This window comes from Leucobacter rhizosphaerae (assembly GCF_022919175.1).
Lineage (GTDB): Bacteria > Actinomycetota > Actinomycetes > Actinomycetales > Microbacteriaceae > Leucobacter > Leucobacter rhizosphaerae.
Genome location: NZ_CP095043.1, coordinates 2,479,892 through 2,494,558, shown reverse-complemented (window position 1 = coordinate 2,494,558; position 14,667 = coordinate 2,479,892). Strand labels below are relative to the sequence as shown.

General features: G+C 68.9%; 16 protein-coding genes. 6 read left to right on the top strand and 10 right to left on the bottom strand.

What is annotated here, in order from left to right; all coding sequences use genetic code 11:
* The first annotated feature begins 79 nt into the window (after positions 1-79).
* The gene (hpaD, locus tag MUN76_RS11590; RefSeq protein WP_244684843.1) at positions 80-1,075 is read left to right on the top strand and encodes a 3,4-dihydroxyphenylacetate 2,3-dioxygenase; all 996 of its coding nucleotides are present in this window, start codon (positions 80-82) and stop codon (positions 1,073-1,075) included.
* A 48-nt stretch (positions 1,076-1,123) separates the two neighbouring features.
* Here hpaD and MUN76_RS11585 read toward each other — a convergent pair whose 3' ends face one another.
* Positions 1,124-1,726 carry a GNAT family N-acetyltransferase gene (locus MUN76_RS11585; protein WP_244684842.1) on the bottom strand — a complete coding sequence of 201 codons (603 nt, stop codon included), beginning with the start codon at positions 1,724-1,726 and terminating at the stop codon, positions 1,124-1,126.
* A 183-nt stretch (positions 1,727-1,909) separates the two neighbouring features.
* On the opposite strand from MUN76_RS11585, the gene MUN76_RS11580 reads away from it, so the two are divergent.
* The gene (locus MUN76_RS11580; RefSeq protein ID WP_244684841.1) at positions 1,910-2,116 is read left to right on the top strand and encodes a hypothetical protein; all 207 of its coding nucleotides are present in this window, start codon (positions 1,910-1,912) and stop codon (positions 2,114-2,116) included.
* Between the two features lie 79 nt (positions 2,117-2,195).
* Here the strand turns inward: MUN76_RS11580 and MUN76_RS11575 are convergent, their stop codons facing one another.
* The 7 genes from MUN76_RS11575 to MUN76_RS11545 all read right to left on the bottom strand — a co-directional run bounded on the left by MUN76_RS11575 (position 2,196) and on the right by MUN76_RS11545 (position 10,386).
* Complete coding sequence (locus MUN76_RS11575) at positions 2,196-3,011, bottom strand: tyrosine-protein phosphatase (protein WP_244684839.1); 816 nt, start codon at positions 3,009-3,011, stop codon at positions 2,196-2,198.
* 168 nt (positions 3,012-3,179) lie between these two features.
* Complete coding sequence (locus MUN76_RS11570; RefSeq protein WP_244684837.1) at positions 3,180-3,620, bottom strand: Lrp/AsnC family transcriptional regulator; 441 nt, start codon at positions 3,618-3,620, stop codon at positions 3,180-3,182.
* Positions 3,621-3,705: 85 nt separating this feature from the next.
* Positions 3,706-4,497 carry an ABC transporter ATP-binding protein gene (locus MUN76_RS11565; RefSeq protein WP_244684835.1) on the bottom strand — a complete coding sequence of 264 codons (792 nt, stop codon included), beginning with the start codon at positions 4,495-4,497 and terminating at the stop codon, positions 3,706-3,708.
* Between the two features lie 6 nt (positions 4,498-4,503).
* The gene (locus tag MUN76_RS11560; RefSeq protein WP_244684833.1) at positions 4,504-5,529 is read right to left on the bottom strand and encodes an ABC transporter permease; all 1,026 of its coding nucleotides are present in this window, start codon (positions 5,527-5,529) and stop codon (positions 4,504-4,506) included.
* Between the two features lie 31 nt (positions 5,530-5,560).
* Positions 5,561-6,550 carry an ABC transporter substrate-binding protein gene (locus tag MUN76_RS11555; protein ID WP_429953372.1) on the bottom strand — a complete coding sequence of 330 codons (990 nt, stop codon included), beginning with the start codon at positions 6,548-6,550 and terminating at the stop codon, positions 5,561-5,563.
* A 72-nt stretch (positions 6,551-6,622) separates the two neighbouring features.
* On the bottom strand, positions 6,623-7,678 hold the full coding sequence (gene hisC, locus MUN76_RS11550; RefSeq protein ID WP_244684829.1) for a histidinol-phosphate transaminase: 1,056 nt from the start codon (positions 7,676-7,678) through the stop codon (positions 6,623-6,625).
* 278 nt (positions 7,679-7,956) lie between these two features.
* Positions 7,957-10,386 carry a M28 family peptidase gene (locus tag MUN76_RS11545; protein WP_244684827.1) on the bottom strand — a complete coding sequence of 810 codons (2,430 nt, stop codon included), beginning with the start codon at positions 10,384-10,386 and terminating at the stop codon, positions 7,957-7,959.
* A gap of 418 nt (positions 10,387-10,804) precedes the next feature.
* Between MUN76_RS11545 and cysK the strand changes: the two genes are divergently transcribed.
* The 4 genes from cysK to MUN76_RS11525 all read left to right on the top strand — a co-directional run bounded on the left by cysK (position 10,805) and on the right by MUN76_RS11525 (position 13,473).
* Positions 10,805-11,758, top strand: coding sequence for a cysteine synthase A (cysK, locus tag MUN76_RS11540; RefSeq protein WP_244684825.1), 954 nt, complete (start codon positions 10,805-10,807; stop codon positions 11,756-11,758).
* Between the two features lie 56 nt (positions 11,759-11,814).
* Complete coding sequence (locus MUN76_RS11535; protein WP_244684824.1) at positions 11,815-12,027, top strand: hypothetical protein; 213 nt, start codon at positions 11,815-11,817, stop codon at positions 12,025-12,027.
* Positions 12,028-12,031: 4 nt separating this feature from the next.
* Positions 12,032-13,105: an NAD(P)/FAD-dependent oxidoreductase gene (locus MUN76_RS11530; protein ID WP_244684822.1), complete on the top strand. Its 1,074-nt coding sequence runs from the start codon at positions 12,032-12,034 to the stop codon at positions 13,103-13,105.
* 68 nt (positions 13,106-13,173) lie between these two features.
* Positions 13,174-13,473, top strand: coding sequence for a hypothetical protein (locus MUN76_RS11525; protein WP_244684820.1), 300 nt, complete (start codon positions 13,174-13,176; stop codon positions 13,471-13,473).
* A gap of 214 nt (positions 13,474-13,687) precedes the next feature.
* On the opposite strand, the gene MUN76_RS11520 is transcribed toward MUN76_RS11525, so the two are convergent.
* Entirely contained in the window at positions 13,688-14,095 is a 408-nt protein-coding gene (locus tag MUN76_RS11520; protein WP_244684818.1) for a RidA family protein, read from the bottom strand.
* A 95-nt stretch (positions 14,096-14,190) separates the two neighbouring features.
* Positions 14,191-14,622, bottom strand: coding sequence for a VOC family protein (locus MUN76_RS11515; RefSeq protein WP_244684816.1), 432 nt, complete (start codon positions 14,620-14,622; stop codon positions 14,191-14,193).
* Between the last annotated feature and the right edge of the window lie 45 nt (positions 14,623-14,667).

Sequence of the window (14,667 nt, the reverse complement as noted above, 5' to 3'; positions counted from 1 at the left end):
TTCCCTGCTTCCGGAACGCGCACACCACGGCGAAGCTGGTGATCACCGTGGACCGATCTCGACCCGAATTGGAGCTCCCGTGCTACCCGTCAGCAACCCTCATCCGCAGTTTTCCATCACGCGCGCGAGCCATGTCGTCCTCGGGGTCACCGACCTCGAGCGAAGCCGTGATTTCTACCGAGACGTCGTCGGGCTCGTCGTGACCGAGGAGACGGACACCACCATCTACCTGCGGGGCCTCGAGGAGGCTGCCCACCACAGCCTCGTTCTGGAGCGGTCCGCCGCGGCGCACGCGCATCGGATCGGTCTGCGTGTGCGCAGCGATGAGGACATCCATGCGGCCGAGCGCCACTTCGCCGCAGCGGGCATCGAGCATCGCCGGGTCGAGCGTGATCACCAGGGACCGACCCTGCAGTTCCGCGATCCCGTAGGTACGCTCATGGAGTTCACGTCCTCCATGGACGTGGTCGATCGCAAGATGCAGAACTATGACGAATACCGGGCAGGATTCCCGCAGCGTCTCGATCACTACCAGGTCGTCACCTATGACGTTCAGACCGCGACGGAATTCTGGACCGGCCTGGGCATGCGCATCTCGGAGTACACCGCGACCGACGGCTCAGACGAGCTGTGGGGCTCCTGGATGGAGGTCAAGGGCAATACGCACGACCTCGTCTTCACGAACGGTCGCGGGCCCCGACTGCACCACTTCGCCTACGCAGTACCGGACGGCTCGTCGCTCCTCCATGCAGCCGACGTCGCCGGCGCGATGGGGTTCGGGGATGAGATCGACCGAGGCCCGGGCCGGCACGGCATCAGTAACGCGCTCTTCCTGTATCTGCGAGATCCCGATCAGCACCGCGTGGAACTGTTCAACACGCACTATCAATTCATCGACCTGGAGACCCCGCCGATCCGGTGGGACATCAGCAATGCCCGCCGCGCACAGTTGTGGGGCATGCCCGCCTCGAATCGATGGTTCTTCGAAGCCAGCGAGTTCCCCGGCGAGGCGGTGCAGGACCCGCTCCTGACCGCTACTCCGCAAACGCTCGAGACCTACCTCGGTCTGCACTAGTCGCGCGGCAATCAGCAGGCGAGGGGGGGGTGAGGCCCGCCCTCCACCTCACCCCGCGCGCGGGGCCCCGTGCTTCTCCAACCGGAACTCGAGGCCCCGGCGCACGCCCGGCCACTCCGCTTCGGTGATCGAGAAGACCACCGTGTCGCGGAGGTAGCCGTCGCCGCGGATATGGCCGCGCAGGATACCGTCCTGCTTCGCCCCGAGTCGCGCGATCGCGGCGCGGGACTGCTGGTTGTGGAAGTCCGTGCGAAACTCCACCGCCGGGCAGCCCCAGACCTCGAAGGCGTGACGGAGCAGCAGCAGCTTCGACTCCGCGTTGGTCCCCGTACCCTGCGCGCTCGCAGCGTTCCACGTGGAACCGATCTCGACACGCGGGGTCTCCGCGTCGATGTTCATATAGGTCGTCATCCCGATGAGCGTCCCAGTATCGAGACGTCGGGCCGCGAACGGGATCATCGATCCCTGCCGCCGCAGGTCGAGGCGGCGCTCGATCTCCGCGCCCATCCCGTTCGGGTGCGGGATCCGGGTGACCCACAGCCGCCACATCTCGCCGTCGCGCGCCGCCTCGGCGAGCCCCGCCTCGTGCTCCATCGCGAGCGGCTCGAGCGCGACCAAGTGTCCGCTCAACGTGCCGGGATCCTGCAGCATGTCCACTCCTTCGGGGCCGACCGGGCTTGCAACGCCGGTAATCCTCCCACGCTACGGAATGCACCCGAGCGCGGGGTGAGAATTGCGTGGCGACACGCCCGCGTGCAGTGACGCTCGCCCCCGTCTACGCGGAATCGCTGGCCCAGCTGTCACAAAGCTCCATACCTGGGGTATTCTGGGAACATGCAATCACGTGGCTTTCAGGGACTCCCCTCACAGGTACAGGATCTCGTCCTGCAGGGCCTCGACTCCGAGGTCGAATCCGCCAAGTCGAAGATCGAAGAGGCCGAGGAGAACCGTCCCGTCGACGCCGATCTGCTCGGCTCGCTGCAGGGCGACATCGTCCGCGTCGAAGGTCTCCGCTCGCTGCTGACCAGCGGTCAGGCCTAACAACCGGGTCGAGCGCGGCGAGTCGAGACCCGGGCCCCCAACCCTCACGCACTGAGGCAGAACTCGGCGCGCCCGAACCTTACGGCGCCGCCCGCAGGATCCGCGTCAGCGCAGTCAGTTCCTCCGCCGACAGGCCGCCCGACCGCAGGTACGCCCCCGCGTCGCCGTGCTGCTCGGCGATCCACCTCAGTGCGGCCTCGATGGCCGATGCGGGAGATTTCGTCGCGAGCTCGGCGAGCTTCGGGGTGAGCGGCAGCCCGAAGCCGGTGATGAGCCCGGTGAGCGCCTCGGCGAACGGGCCGGCGAGGTTCACCTCGGTCTGCGTGTAGTCCGCGACGATCGTGTCGTGGGGCACTCCCGCAACCGAGAGCAGGATCGCCGCGGCGAGCCCGGTACGATCCTTCCCCGCGGTGCAGTGGAAGATGACCCCGGGCCGATCCGTGTCCGCCGCGGCGATCACCGCACGCGCGAGCTCCGCGAACTGGGCCGCGCTGCTCGAGAGGATGCCCTGGTAGAGCTGCTCGAGGGTCGGCACCTGATCGAGCAGGGCTGCGAGCTGATCCGGATCCAGCGCGGCCTGCGCCCCGTCGGCGGGCAGGATCCGCCGCACCATCTCGTCCATCGCGCCGCCGAGCACCGGCAGCGTGACGAGGGTGATACTGCCGTCCTCCGGCAGCACGTCGGCCGCGCGCGCCCGTTCCCCGTCGGTGCGGAGGTCCACGATCGTGCCGATCCCGAGCTCCGCGAGTGCCGCGAGTCCGTCAGCGGTGAGCGCGGAGAGCGAGTCCGAGCGGAACAGCACCCCCTCCGCGACGGTGTGCCCGTCGGCCGTTGCGAGGCCGCCCAGACCCCGAGCATTGTGCGTGACGAGAATGCGAGAACTCAGATTCGGCATGCCCACTCCCCCAGGAACGTCGTGTGGTCTCCAGCGTATCGGCGTGCGCCCGGAGTGCGCAGCCCAGGCGGTTCCCACAGTTCAGGCGGTCGGATCCAGTGGATCTCGACCGCCTGACGTGCAGGAACCGCGTGACGTGCAGGACCGGCAGCGCCCACCACCACCCGATCACCGCCCCGCGGTCTCGAAGTCGTCGAAGATGAGCTGGGTCCGGGTGCCGCGCACGGCCGGGATCGACTGGATCTCACCGAGCACGACGCGTCGGAGGTCGGGGTTGTCGCGCGCCCGCACGAGCGCGATGACGTCGAACTCCCCACCGATGAGCGCGATGTGCCGGATCTCGGGGATCTCGGTGAGCCGATCCCGCAGCTCCTGCCACTCCGTCTGCTCCGCCGAAATCGTGACGTAGGCGGAGGTGTGCCGGCCGGCGAGCACCGGATCCGTCTGCACGGTGAACCCCCGGATGATGCCGGACTCGATCAGGCGTTTGAAGCGCGCGTGCGCGCTGGCCCGCGACACGTGGACCTCCTCGGCCAAGGTGGTCATCGAGACCCGCGCATCCGCCTCGAGTGTCGCGATGATGCGACGATCGATGTCGTCCAACTCCATGGTGGGCTCCCCGTCGAGCACGACCCGTTCGCGGTGGAATTCGCGCGGGGCACCCGGGTCCGTCGGCGCCCCGCACGATGCCCGACTACGTGAGCAGCGCCCGGTCGTCGAGCAGCGCACCCTTGATCTTGCCGAACTCCGCGAGCAGCAGGGGCACCGTGAGCTCGCGCTTCTCCGCTTCGGAGGCCTGGAAGACGATCCGGCCCTCGTGCATCATGATGAGCCGGTTGCCGAGGTGCAGCGCCTGCTCCATGTTGTGCGTGACCATCAGGGTGGTGAGTCCGCCCTGCGACACGATGCGCTCCGTCAGATCCGTCACGAGCGCGGCCCGCTGCGGATCGAGCGCGGCGGTGTGCTCGTCGAGCAGCAGGATCCGCGGGTGCGTGAACCCCGACATGAGGAGCGACAGCGCCTGGCGCTGCCCGCCCGAGAGCAGGCCGACCTTTGCGGGCAGCCGGTTCTCCAGCCCCAGCTCGAGCGTCGCCAGCTCCTCGCGGAATCGCGCCCGCTGCTTCGAGGTCAGAGCGAGGCCGAGGCCCCGCGGCTGCCCCCGCCGCAGCGCGAGCGCGAGGTTCTGCTCGATCGTGAGGTTCGGCGCGGTACCGGCCATCGGGTCCTGGAAGACCCGGCCAATGTACTTCGCCCGCTGGAACTCCTGCAGCCGGTTGACGCGCTTGCCGTCGATCTCGATCGTGCCGCTGTCGACGGTGTAGCGGCCGGAGATGGCGTTGAGCAGCGTGGACTTGCCGGCGCCGTTCGAGCCGATCACGGTGACGAAGTCACCCTCGGCGAGTGTCAGGTCGAGGTCGACGAGCGCCTTGCGCTCATTGACCGTGCCCGGGAAGAAGGTCTTGGAGATCTTATCGATGTTCAGCATGGCTGGCTACCTTTCTCCGGTCTTCGCTGCGGGATCCTGCGCCGCGGCCATCTCGGCCTCGGTGAGGCCCACGACCCCGACCCCGGCGGTGAGTGCGACCCCGGGATCCCCCGAGGACTTCGGCCCGACTTTGCCGCCGCGTCCGCGGAGCGACGGGATCCGTTTCAGGAAGCCCCAGCGCGGCAGCAGCAGCGCGAGCACCACGAGCACCGCGGTGATGAGCTTCATGTCGTTGGGGTCCAGACCACCCTTCATGGCGAAGAAGATGATCATGCGGTAGAGCACGGCGCCGAAGACGACCGCGAAGCTCGCGATCCAGATGAACCGGGATCCGAAGACCGCCTGGCCGAGGATCACCGAGGCAAGCCCGACGAGGATCAGGCCGATGCCCATACTGATGTCGGCGAATCCCTGGTACTGGGCGACGAACGCACCGCAGAGTGCGACGAGCCCGTTGGAGAGGGCGAGCGTCAGGATCGTGGTGCGGTCCGTGCTCACGCCGAAGCTCCGGATCATCGGGCCGTTGTCACCCGTCGCCTGGATCGCGAGACCCAGGCTCGTCGACAGGAACCAGTCGATGATGAACTTGAACGCCATCACCGCGAGGAACAGGATCAGCACACCGACCCAGGTGCCGAGCACCCCGGCGTCCCGCATGGGCGTGAAGAGCGTGTCGGCGCGGAGCAGCGGCAGGTTCGCGGCGACCGCGGATCCCTCTTTCGCCGTGCCCATGATCCGGAGGTTGATCGACCACAGCGCGATCATGGTCAGGATCCCGGCCAGCAGGCCGTCGATCTTGCCCTTCGTGTGCAGCAGACCCGTAATCGTGCCGGCCACGAGCCCCGCCCCGCCACCCGCGAGAGTGGCGAGGACGGGGTTGTGACCGTTGGTGATCAGCGCAGCCGCCACCGCAGCGCCCGTCGTGAAGCTGCCGTCGACCGTCAGGTCGGGGAAGTTCAGCACTTTGAAGGTGAGGTAGACCCCGAGGGCCATCACCCCGTAGATGAGCCCGAGCTCGAGTGCGCCAATCATGTCGTGTCCTTATTCGATGCGGTCGTTCGAACTACTCGACGAGCTCGGCCTGCGCGAGGATCTCCTCGGGCACCGTGACGCCCATGCGCTCCGCCGCGCCCTCGTTCACGACGTAGGTGAACTCCTTGGAGAACTCGACCGGGGTGGTCGCGGGATCGCCGCCGTCCTGGAGGATCTTGAGCGCCATCTCACCGGTCTGGATCCCGAGCTTGGTGTAGTCGATGCCGAGCGTCGCGATGGCGCCGCCCTCGACCGTGCCCGACTCAGCGCCGATCACGGGGATCTGCTTCGCCTCGGCGACCTGGATCAGCGACGCGATGCCGGAGACGACGGTGTTGTCGGTCGGAACGTAGATCGCGTCGACATCGCCCAGCGACTCGGCAGACTGCGCGATGTCGTTCGCGGTGGTCACCGTCGACTCGACGATCTCCATGCCGCGCTCCTCGGCGGCCTCCTTCGCGGCCTTCACCTGCACCTCGGAGTTGACCTCGCCCGAGCTGTAGACGATGCCGATCTTCTTCGCGTCGGGCACGATCTCGGCGAGCAGATCGAGCTGGTCGCCGATCGGCGCCGCGTCGCTCGTGCCGGTCACGTTGCCGCCCGGCGCGTCGTTCGACTCCACCAGCTCCGCGGAGACCGCGTCGGTGACGGCGGTGAAGAGGACCGGCACGTTGGTGATCGCCTGCGCGGAGGCCTGCGCCGCCGGCGTCGCCACCGCGAGCACCATGTCGAGGTCGCTCGAGGAGAAGTTCTGCGCGATGGTCACGGCGGTGGCCTGCTCGCCGTTCGCGTTCTGGATGTCCCAGTCGACCTCGACGCCGGCGTCCTCGAAGGCCTGCTGGAAGCCCTCGGTCGCGGCATCGAGCGCCGGGTGCTGCACAAGCTGCAGCACGCCGATGGAGTACGACTGGCCCTCCGAGCCGCCCTCGGAGGCGGCGTCGTCGCCGCTTCCGCTGCAGCCCGCGAGTCCGAGGACACCGGCTGCGGCAAGTGCGAGCCCGGCGGTGAGCTTTCGGTTCATCATGGTGACCTTCCTAGTGGTGTGATTCGTGCACGTGATGGTGAAGTGAGTATGTGGGCGACCCGGTCGCGATCAGACCGAGGCGGGTACGCCGTCGAGCGCCGCGAGGAAGCGATCGTTCATCTCGGGCGATCCGATGGTGACGCGGATCCCGTCGCCCGCGAAGGCGCGGGCGACGACGCCGTTCTCGCGCAGGATCCCGTCGACCTCGGTGGTCGACGCTCCGGTGCGGAGCCAGACGAAATTGCCGAGCGAGTCGAAGACCTGCCAGCCGCGGTCGCGCAGCCCGGCCAGCACCCGGGCGCGCTCGGCCCGGATCACGTCGATGCGCTCCTGCAGCTCGTCCTCGGCGTCGAGCGAGGCGATCGCGGCGGCCTGCGCGAGCGCGCTGACGCCGAACGGCACCGCCACGCGCCGCAGATTCGCGGCGATGCGCTCGGGGGCGATGGCGTAGCCGATGCGGAGCCCCGCGAGCCCGTACGCCTTCGAGAAGGTGTGGAGCACAACGACGTTGTCGCAGCGGCGGAAGAAATCGAGCCCGTCCACCGAGTCCTCGGCGTCGTCGAAGTGGGCGTACGCCTCGTCGATGACCACGAGCACGGAGCTCGGCACCCGCTCGAGGAAGCGCTCCATCTCGTCACGGGTGACGATCGCACCGGTCGGGTTGTTGGGGGTGCAGACGAACACCAGGCGCGTGCGGTCGGTGATCGCGGCGAGCATGGCCTCGAGGTCGTGGCGGTCGTCGGCCGTGAGCGGCACGGGGACCGGCGTCGCACCGGCCACCTGGACGAGGATCGGATACGCCTCGAAGGAGCGCCACGCGAACATCACCTCGTCGCCCGATCCGGCGCTCGCGGTGATGAGCTGCGCCGCGACCTCGACGGATCCAGCCCCGACCGCGATCTCGGAAGGACGCACCTGCCAGCGGGCGGCGATGCGCTCGACCACATCGTGCGCCGACATGTCGGGGTAGAGGCTGATGCTCGCTGCGCGCTCGCGCACGACCTCGACGACGGAGTCCAGCGGCGGGTAGGGGTTCTCGTTCGACGAGAGCTTGACCGCGTTCGGGATCGACTTCCCCTGCACGTACGCCGGCAGTGCCTCGACGGCGTCTCGCTGGTACACCATTGTGCCTTCGATCTCCTTAGCTTCGTTGCTGAGTCCGCGCGACGGCACTCCCGCCTCACGCTTCCAGCAGCCTATGAGACGGCGAACACATCTGAGCGCCAGATCGATGAAATGGCAGACAGATCGCGATAAATTGTCAGATTCTGCGCAGAAGTGTCACGAATAGCCACGTCTGGCGCACGAAGTGCCATCTCGCTCGGGTGGGGCAGACCGAGGGCCTCGCTCCGGTGGGGTTCCACCGGAGCGAGGCCCCGTTCAGCGCGCCTCGTGCGAGACGACTACCCGTCGGTCGGCTGCGCTCCGCCTGCGCGACGGCGCATCAGGAGCACCGCGCCGGCACCACCCAGGGCGAGCACCAGAGCCAGCGCGCCGTAGCCCAAGAGCTCCGAGCCGCCAGTGGTGGCGAGCCCGGAGTTCGGGCTGCCGGGCTTGGCACCCGGGGCACCGGGCGTACCGGGTTCCGGCTCGGGCACGACCGGCGCCTCACCGGCCGCGAACGCGAGGGTCGCCAGCGCGCTCGAGTGACCCGCGACGTCGGTCGCGCGAAGCTCGACGGAGACGGCCTCCGCGCCGATCGGAAGCGTGCCCGTGCGCGCCGCACTGCGGAGGATCGGGTCGCTCGGGAAGGCCTGCCACGCACCGCTCGGCAGGATCCGGTACTCGACGCTCGCCACCCCGGAGGTGGCGTCGGCGGCCTCCACCGTCACACTGCCGCGAGCGGTCGTGCTGGCCGTCGCCGCGAGTGTCGGTGCGACCGTGTCGATGTTGAACGTCTCAGCGCCCTCGATCACGTTGCCCGCCCCGTCGGTCACGCGTGCCTGCAGGGTATTCGCGCCCTCAGCGGAGAGCGCCACGGGCGCGGCGTACGGGTTCCACGTGCTGCCGTCCAGTGAAACCTCGACGGTCGGCGCGGCATCGGTCTCGTCCTCAGCCGTGACCACGACGGTGACGGGGGCAGTGCGGTACCAGCCCGAAGCCGGAACCTCGGTGTCGGCCGCGATCGCGACCGTCGGTGCGACCGTGTCATTGATCAGCGCGATCTCAACGTCAGTGGCTCCGGCGATGGCCTGCGCCACGGCCCCGCCCACGGCGCCGTTCTCGGCGACCGCCGCGAAGTCGCACTCCGTGCGCGGAGCGAGGGTCTCGACCGTGCCGTCGGCATCGGTGGTCCCGACCTCGCGCCAGCCTGCATCGTCGCCGCAGGACATCGCGACCGGCACGCCGTCGGCCGCATCGCCGCCCTCATCGAGCACGGTGACGCTCACCGTGTTCAGCGCCGCGCGGAAGGCGGATCCGCCGATGAGCTCGGTCGCGATCCCGACCCGCTCCTCGGAGATATTGTCGATGGTGTCGGACGGCTTGTGGTATGTCGGCTCGAGCACGATCGAGGTCGCGGGCGACCAGAACATCCAGCTGAACACCGCCGCGTCGATCCCGACGTCGTGGAAGGACTGGTGGTCGCTGCGGCCCACGTACCCGCGATTCAGTTCGCCGCGGCCTGTGCCCTGCGACACCGCTGCGGCCTGGTTCAGCACCGCGTTGTCGGCGTTGTCCTGGTTGACGGAGAGCCCCCAGAACTCGGTCGGCTGCCCCGGGTTCCCGAGGAACGAGGTGCCCGCCATGTCCATGTTCCAGGCGCCGACGGTGCGCGCGATCTCCTCGGGGGTGAGACTCGTAGCGTGGAACTTGGAGCCGAGGATCCCCTTCTCCTCCGCGCCCCAGGTGCCGACCCGGATCTCGGTGTCGAGCGAGTACTGGCTCATGATGCGAGCCGACTCGAGCATGATGCCGACGCCGGAGGCATTGTCGCTCGCGCCGGGGCTGCCCACGACGGAGTCGATGTGCGCGCCGATGTAGACGATCGGCGCCGTGCCGTCCGCGTCTCCGACCGCGGGCCGCACGCCGATGGTGTTCGTGCTCGTCAGGCTGCTCTGCTCGGTAGTCATGCTGAGCGTGAGCGGGCCGGTCGTGAGCAGCTCACGGATCCGGATCGCCTGACCCGAGGCCGCCCCGACGACCTGGATCGCCGCGGCCTGCGCCGGCACGGTGCCCGGGTTCGCCAGCGAACTGTTCTCCGTCGTCTGCGCGATGATGATGCCGGCGGCACCCGCCGCGGCGATCTCGGTGAGCATTGCGTTCCGGGTCGCCGACGTCGCGTTCCAGTCCACCAACACGAACTTGCCGGCGACCACCGCGGGGTCGATCGTCGTTCCGGCGCCGACGTCGACGACCTCGGCCGTCACGGGGGCGCCCGCCCCGGTGAAGAGCGCGTTGGCCGCCGGACGGTACTGCCAGCTGACCTGCAACGGCAGATCGCGGCTCGGGGTGGCGTCGGCGAACGTCGAGACGGAGACGGGGAACGACTCGGTTTCGGTGATGAAGCCGTAGCTGGCCAGGGCGTCCTTCACGTACGTGTTTGCCTCGACCTCGGCGGCGGAGCCCGCAACGCGCGGCCCGATCCCGACAGCCAGGTGGCGCGCGTGGCCGAAGGCCGTCGCGGCGTCCGCCTGCGCGGCGAACTCCTGCTCGAAGGTCGGCAGGTAGGTGCCGTTGGCGATGGCCTCGGCCGCGTCGACCGGGATGTACGGTGCCGCGTTCGCGATGCTGGGCGTCATGACCAGCGGGATCAGGATCGCCGCGGACCCGAGTGTGCCGAGCACCCGCCCCCGCGTTCCGGCCCGAGACCGGGACGTCTGATGATCGTTCATGAAGTGTGCTGTCCTCTCTGACATGCGTCGATGGCGCGCCGAGCACCCGTCGGGCCCCCTGCGCGGCGGCCGGTCGGATCACGCGGCTCGTCTGTGAGCCGCACTGCGTCGCGCCGCGAATGGTTGGTTGCGGGCGGGCGGTGATTCCTGAACTGGTGCGTGTGACGACTGAGGCGTTCGCCTCCCGGAATGACCGTATCGAAGGCGACCCCTGCGGCACAGACTCCCACCGAAATGTCAGGAGCAGGTGTCACTTTGGACGCTGTTTCAGTGATTCGCCGATGAATGTCCGTGGCGCCGAACACATCCGGTTACGTCCCGGGTCGCGCGCGGTTGCACGACGCCGGCAACATCTCGGAGGATGAAACGCGGCGCGGATCCCGCCCGAGCATCGCCCTCACCCAGACGTGGAGACGCCATGAGTCACTTGCACGGCCCGCTGATCGCGGGCGATCTCACCGAACTCGTCGGGCGCACGCCGCTCCTGCGCATCAACCGACTGGTGCCGGACCACGGCGCGCGGGTGCTCGCGAAGCTGGAGTCCGCTAATCCCGCAGCGAGCGTGAAGGATCGCACCGCGCTCGCGATCGTCGAAACGGCGGAGGCGGACGGCCGCCTCACCCCCGGCGGCACGATAATCGAGGCCACGAGCGGCAACACCGGGATCGCGCTCGCGTGGATCGGCGCGGTCAAGGGGTACCGCGTGATCATCGTGATGCCCGACGACGTCTCGGAGGAGCGGCGCACCCTGCTGCGCGGGCTCGGCGCAGAGCTGGTGCTCACGCCGGGGCCGCTCGCGATGGCGGGAGCGAACGAGGAGGCGGGCAAGATCCTGGAGCGGCACCCGGGCGCATTCCTCTCCGGTCAGGGCGGCAACGCCGCGAACGCGGACGTGCACTTCCGGACGACCGGCCCGGAGATCTGGGAGGCGACGGAGGGTCGCATCGACGCCTTCGTCGCCACCGTCGGCACGGGCGGCACACTGACCGGCGCGGGCAAGTATCTGAAGTCGCGCAATCCCGAGATCCGCGTCATCGCGGTCGAGCCCGCCGAGGCCCCGGTGCTCTCGGGCGGCGAGTTCCAGCCCCACAAGATCCAGGGCATCATCGGGGGCAACGGGCTGCCGCCGATCCTCGAGCTCGACCTGGCGGACGAGATCATCGGGATCCCGCAGGACACCGCGATCGAGACGGCCCGCGAGGCGCTCGCGCGCGAGGGGCTGCTCGTCGGCATCTCGGCCGGAGCGGCCCTCGCCGCGAGCCGGCAGGTGGCCGCGCGGCCCGAGTTCGCGGGTCGCACGATCGTGACGATCCTCGGCGACACGGGCGAGCGATACCTGTCCACGGAGCTCTTCGACCACGCTCGAGCGTAGGCCGCTCCCCGGCGGGGCTCTTCCCGCGACCCCGTTGGAGTGTGTACATTTTGTACATGGACTCCGCGACCTTTCTCCGTCTGCCCTCGAGTATTCAGCGGCTCATCACGGATGGCCTCGACGCGGAGATCAGTGCGGCGTTCGAGCGCATCGGGCAGGCGAAGACGGACCGGAGGATCGAACCCGCCGAGGTGCGGTTCCTCGAGGGTGACATCGTGCGCGCCTCCGCGCTGCGCCAGCGCCTGACCGGCGAGGCCGCGACCTCCTAGACCGATGCACCGCCGCACAGGCCGCATCCTGGTGGTCGGGGCCGGGATCGTCGGCGCCACTGCCGCGTACCACCTCACGCGAGCGGGTTACCGGGTCACGGTGATCGAGGGCGCGGGCGTTGCGGGCGGCGTTACCGGCGATTCCTTCGCCTGGATCGGGTTCGCGAAGAGCTCCGCCGCGACGGCTGCGCACGGGCTTCGCCGCACGGCCGCCGAGGACTTCGCGCGCGTGGCATCCGAGCTGCGCACGCCGATCGGCCTGCGACGCACCGGGGCGCTGACCTGGGAGTCGACCGACGCGGCGACCCGCGCGTTCGTGTCCGAGCACCAGCGCGCCGGGCATCCGGTGCGTCTCGTGGACGCGGAGGAGATTCGCCGCCGGGAACCGGGGGTGCGGGAGGTCCCCGCGGTCGCGGCGTTCGCGCCGGACGACGGCGGCGTGGATCCCGCGGCACTCACCGCTGCACTGCTGCAAGAGGCGCTCGACGACGGGGCCGCGCTCCGCACCGGCACACGGGTGCGCGGACTCATCGCCGAGGGCGGGGCCGTGACCGGCGTGGCCACCGATGCCGGCCCGGTGCACGGATCGGCAGTGCTGCTGGCCGCGGGCACGGGCATCCCGCCGCTGCTGGCGTCGCTCGGGATCGCCGAGCCGATCGGCGCATCGCCGGCACCGGCGCGAGTCGAGGCATCACCGTGCTGCCTCCTCCGGTTCTCGACGCCGACGCCGCTCGTCTCCGGGATCCTCTCCTCCCCCGATTTCGAGATCCGTCAGCTCGACGACACGACCCTCATCGCAGCCGAGGATGTGCCGCGATCCGGGTTCGACGGCGACACGCGGAGATTGGCGCAGCCCACCCTCGCGTCGATCCGGCGCCTGCTGGTCGGCGGAAAGCGGGTCGAGCTGATCGACGCGGTCGTTGCCGATCGCCCGGTCACCGACACCGGCGAGCCACTGCTCGGGTTCGCGCCCGGTGTATCCGGTCTCTATCTGGCATCGGCGCATCCCGCGATCATGCTGATGGGGACGATCGGGGCGCGAATCGCTCGTGACTTCATGAGCGCCGACCGCGACTGACCCTCCCCGGGCGTGAGTGTCCGACTCCGGGCGTACGCTACCCCCACGGCTTCGTGAGGGAGGGCACCATGCACCGCAGCAACCTGATTCAGGCGGATACGCACACCTGGCTGGTGCTGCGCGAGTTCCCGCAGCACCCGAAGGCGATCATCCACCTGATGACGGACACGGCGGGCAACGATCGGTACATTCTCATGACCTGGCACCCAGAGCAGGCGCAGCGCCGCATGGTCGGGATCCACACCTCGCTCTCGCAGGCCGAGGCCGCGGTGCCGTGGCCATCGACCGCGCCCGCGACCCCGGGGATGCCGCCGCGTCCCGGGCGCCTCGCCGCCGCCGACACTGCCACCGCCCGACGGGCGGGCTGATCGCGCTCCCCACTCCGGCCTCGTCGCAGCCGGACGTATCGATGTGACGCGCCGGAGTATTCCCGGAGCGCCCGCAGCATCCGGGGATTCGCGGGGCGCCGTGGCGCCGTATTCGCGGCCCACAGAGCTCAAACCTGTTCGAGCTCACGGCCCCCAGCACCACTCAGGCCCCCGCGGTCGCAGTTCCGGGATACTCGAGCACATCACCTCAAGTTCAGTCTCGGACGGCCGCGGTTGCTTCGATCTCGACGAGCTGATCGTCGTAGCCCAAGACGGTGACCCCCAGCAGTGTGCTCGGAGCATCGTGATCGCCGAATGCATCACGGACGACCTCCCAAGCAGTGACGAGATCGGACTGCACAGTGGACGCGACCAGCACGCGCGTGCTGATGATGTCAGTGATGTCCGCGCCGGAGGCTGCGAGAGCGATCTTCATGTTCTCGATGCATTTCGCGGCCTGTGCGGCGACGTCGCCGACCCCAGCGGTCGATCCGTCGGTATTCAGCGGGCAGGATCCCGCGAGGAAGATCAGCCGGGCGTCAGCCGGAGCCGTCGCGGCATAGGCGTACTCGGCCGCATCGGACAGGGCGGCAGACCGGATGAGGGTGACAGCAGTGGGCAAGTCGATCCTTTCTCAGGGGTGGATTCATCCCATCATTTCAGAAGGAACCGGGCCACTCATGACCCTTCAGGGGAGCGAATTCAGAGGATCCGGGATCACTCGAATGCCACGGTTCCGGACTCGGCGATGTGCCACCCGGGGTTGTGCGCGATTTCCCAGATGAGCCCATTCGGGTCGGCGACGTGACCGTGGAAGATGCCGCCGAAGGCGCTCTCTTGGGCGGGCTTGAGGATCGTCCCGCCCAAGGCGTCGAGTTCGGCGAGCGTCGTCACGACATCATCGCGTGTCGCGACATTGTGCGACAGCGTCACACCGTTGACGCCGTCCGTCGAGCCTTCGCGCAGGAGATCTCGGTCGAATTTGTTCGCATCGAACAAGCCGAGCACAAGGCCGGGGGCGATCTGGAAGAAGAGGATCTCGCCGGGCTCGTCGATGAGCGGATTCCAGTGGAGGCCGTCGCAGTAGAAGGATCGAGCAGCATCGAGATCGGGAGTCGCGAAGGTGAGAACGTGCACGCGTTGGTCCATGCTCCCATCCTCCCTGAAGCGATTGACCGGGGCGAGCTGCTTCGA

Bases quoted from the DNA above. Each gene is read 5' to 3' on its own strand.
- MUN76_RS11585 (WP_244684842.1), bottom strand. From the start codon at position 1,726: ATGCTGCAGGATCCCGGCACGTTGAGCGGACACTTGGTCGCGCTCGAG.
- MUN76_RS11515 (WP_244684816.1), bottom strand. From the start codon at position 14,622: ATGGACCAACGCGTGCACGTTCTCACCTTCGCGACTCCCGATCTCGAT.
- MUN76_RS11580 (WP_244684841.1), top strand. From the start codon at position 1,910: ATGCAATCACGTGGCTTTCAGGGACTCCCCTCACAGGTACAGGATCTC.
- MUN76_RS11570 (WP_244684837.1), bottom strand. From the start codon at position 3,620: ATGGAGTTGGACGACATCGATCGTCGCATCATCGCGACACTCGAGGCG.
- cysK (WP_244684825.1), top strand. From the start codon at position 10,805: ATGAGTCACTTGCACGGCCCGCTGATCGCGGGCGATCTCACCGAACTC.
- hisC (WP_244684829.1), bottom strand. From the start codon at position 7,678: ATGGTGTACCAGCGAGACGCCGTCGAGGCACTGCCGGCGTACGTGCAG.
- MUN76_RS11545 (WP_244684827.1), bottom strand. From the start codon at position 10,386: ATGAACGATCATCAGACGTCCCGGTCTCGGGCCGGAACGCGGGGGCGG.
- MUN76_RS11525 (WP_244684820.1), top strand. From the start codon at position 13,174: ATGCACCGCAGCAACCTGATTCAGGCGGATACGCACACCTGGCTGGTG.
- MUN76_RS11535 (WP_244684824.1), top strand. From the start codon at position 11,815: ATGGACTCCGCGACCTTTCTCCGTCTGCCCTCGAGTATTCAGCGGCTC.
- MUN76_RS11560 (WP_244684833.1), bottom strand. From the start codon at position 5,529: ATGATTGGCGCACTCGAGCTCGGGCTCATCTACGGGGTGATGGCCCTC.
- MUN76_RS11565 (WP_244684835.1), bottom strand. From the start codon at position 4,497: ATGCTGAACATCGATAAGATCTCCAAGACCTTCTTCCCGGGCACGGTC.
- MUN76_RS11555 (WP_429953372.1), bottom strand. From the start codon at position 6,550: ATGAACCGAAAGCTCACCGCCGGGCTCGCACTTGCCGCAGCCGGTGTC.
- MUN76_RS11575 (WP_244684839.1), bottom strand. From the start codon at position 3,011: ATGCCGAATCTGAGTTCTCGCATTCTCGTCACGCACAATGCTCGGGGT.
- MUN76_RS11530 (WP_244684822.1), top strand. From the start codon at position 12,032: ATGCACCGCCGCACAGGCCGCATCCTGGTGGTCGGGGCCGGGATCGTC.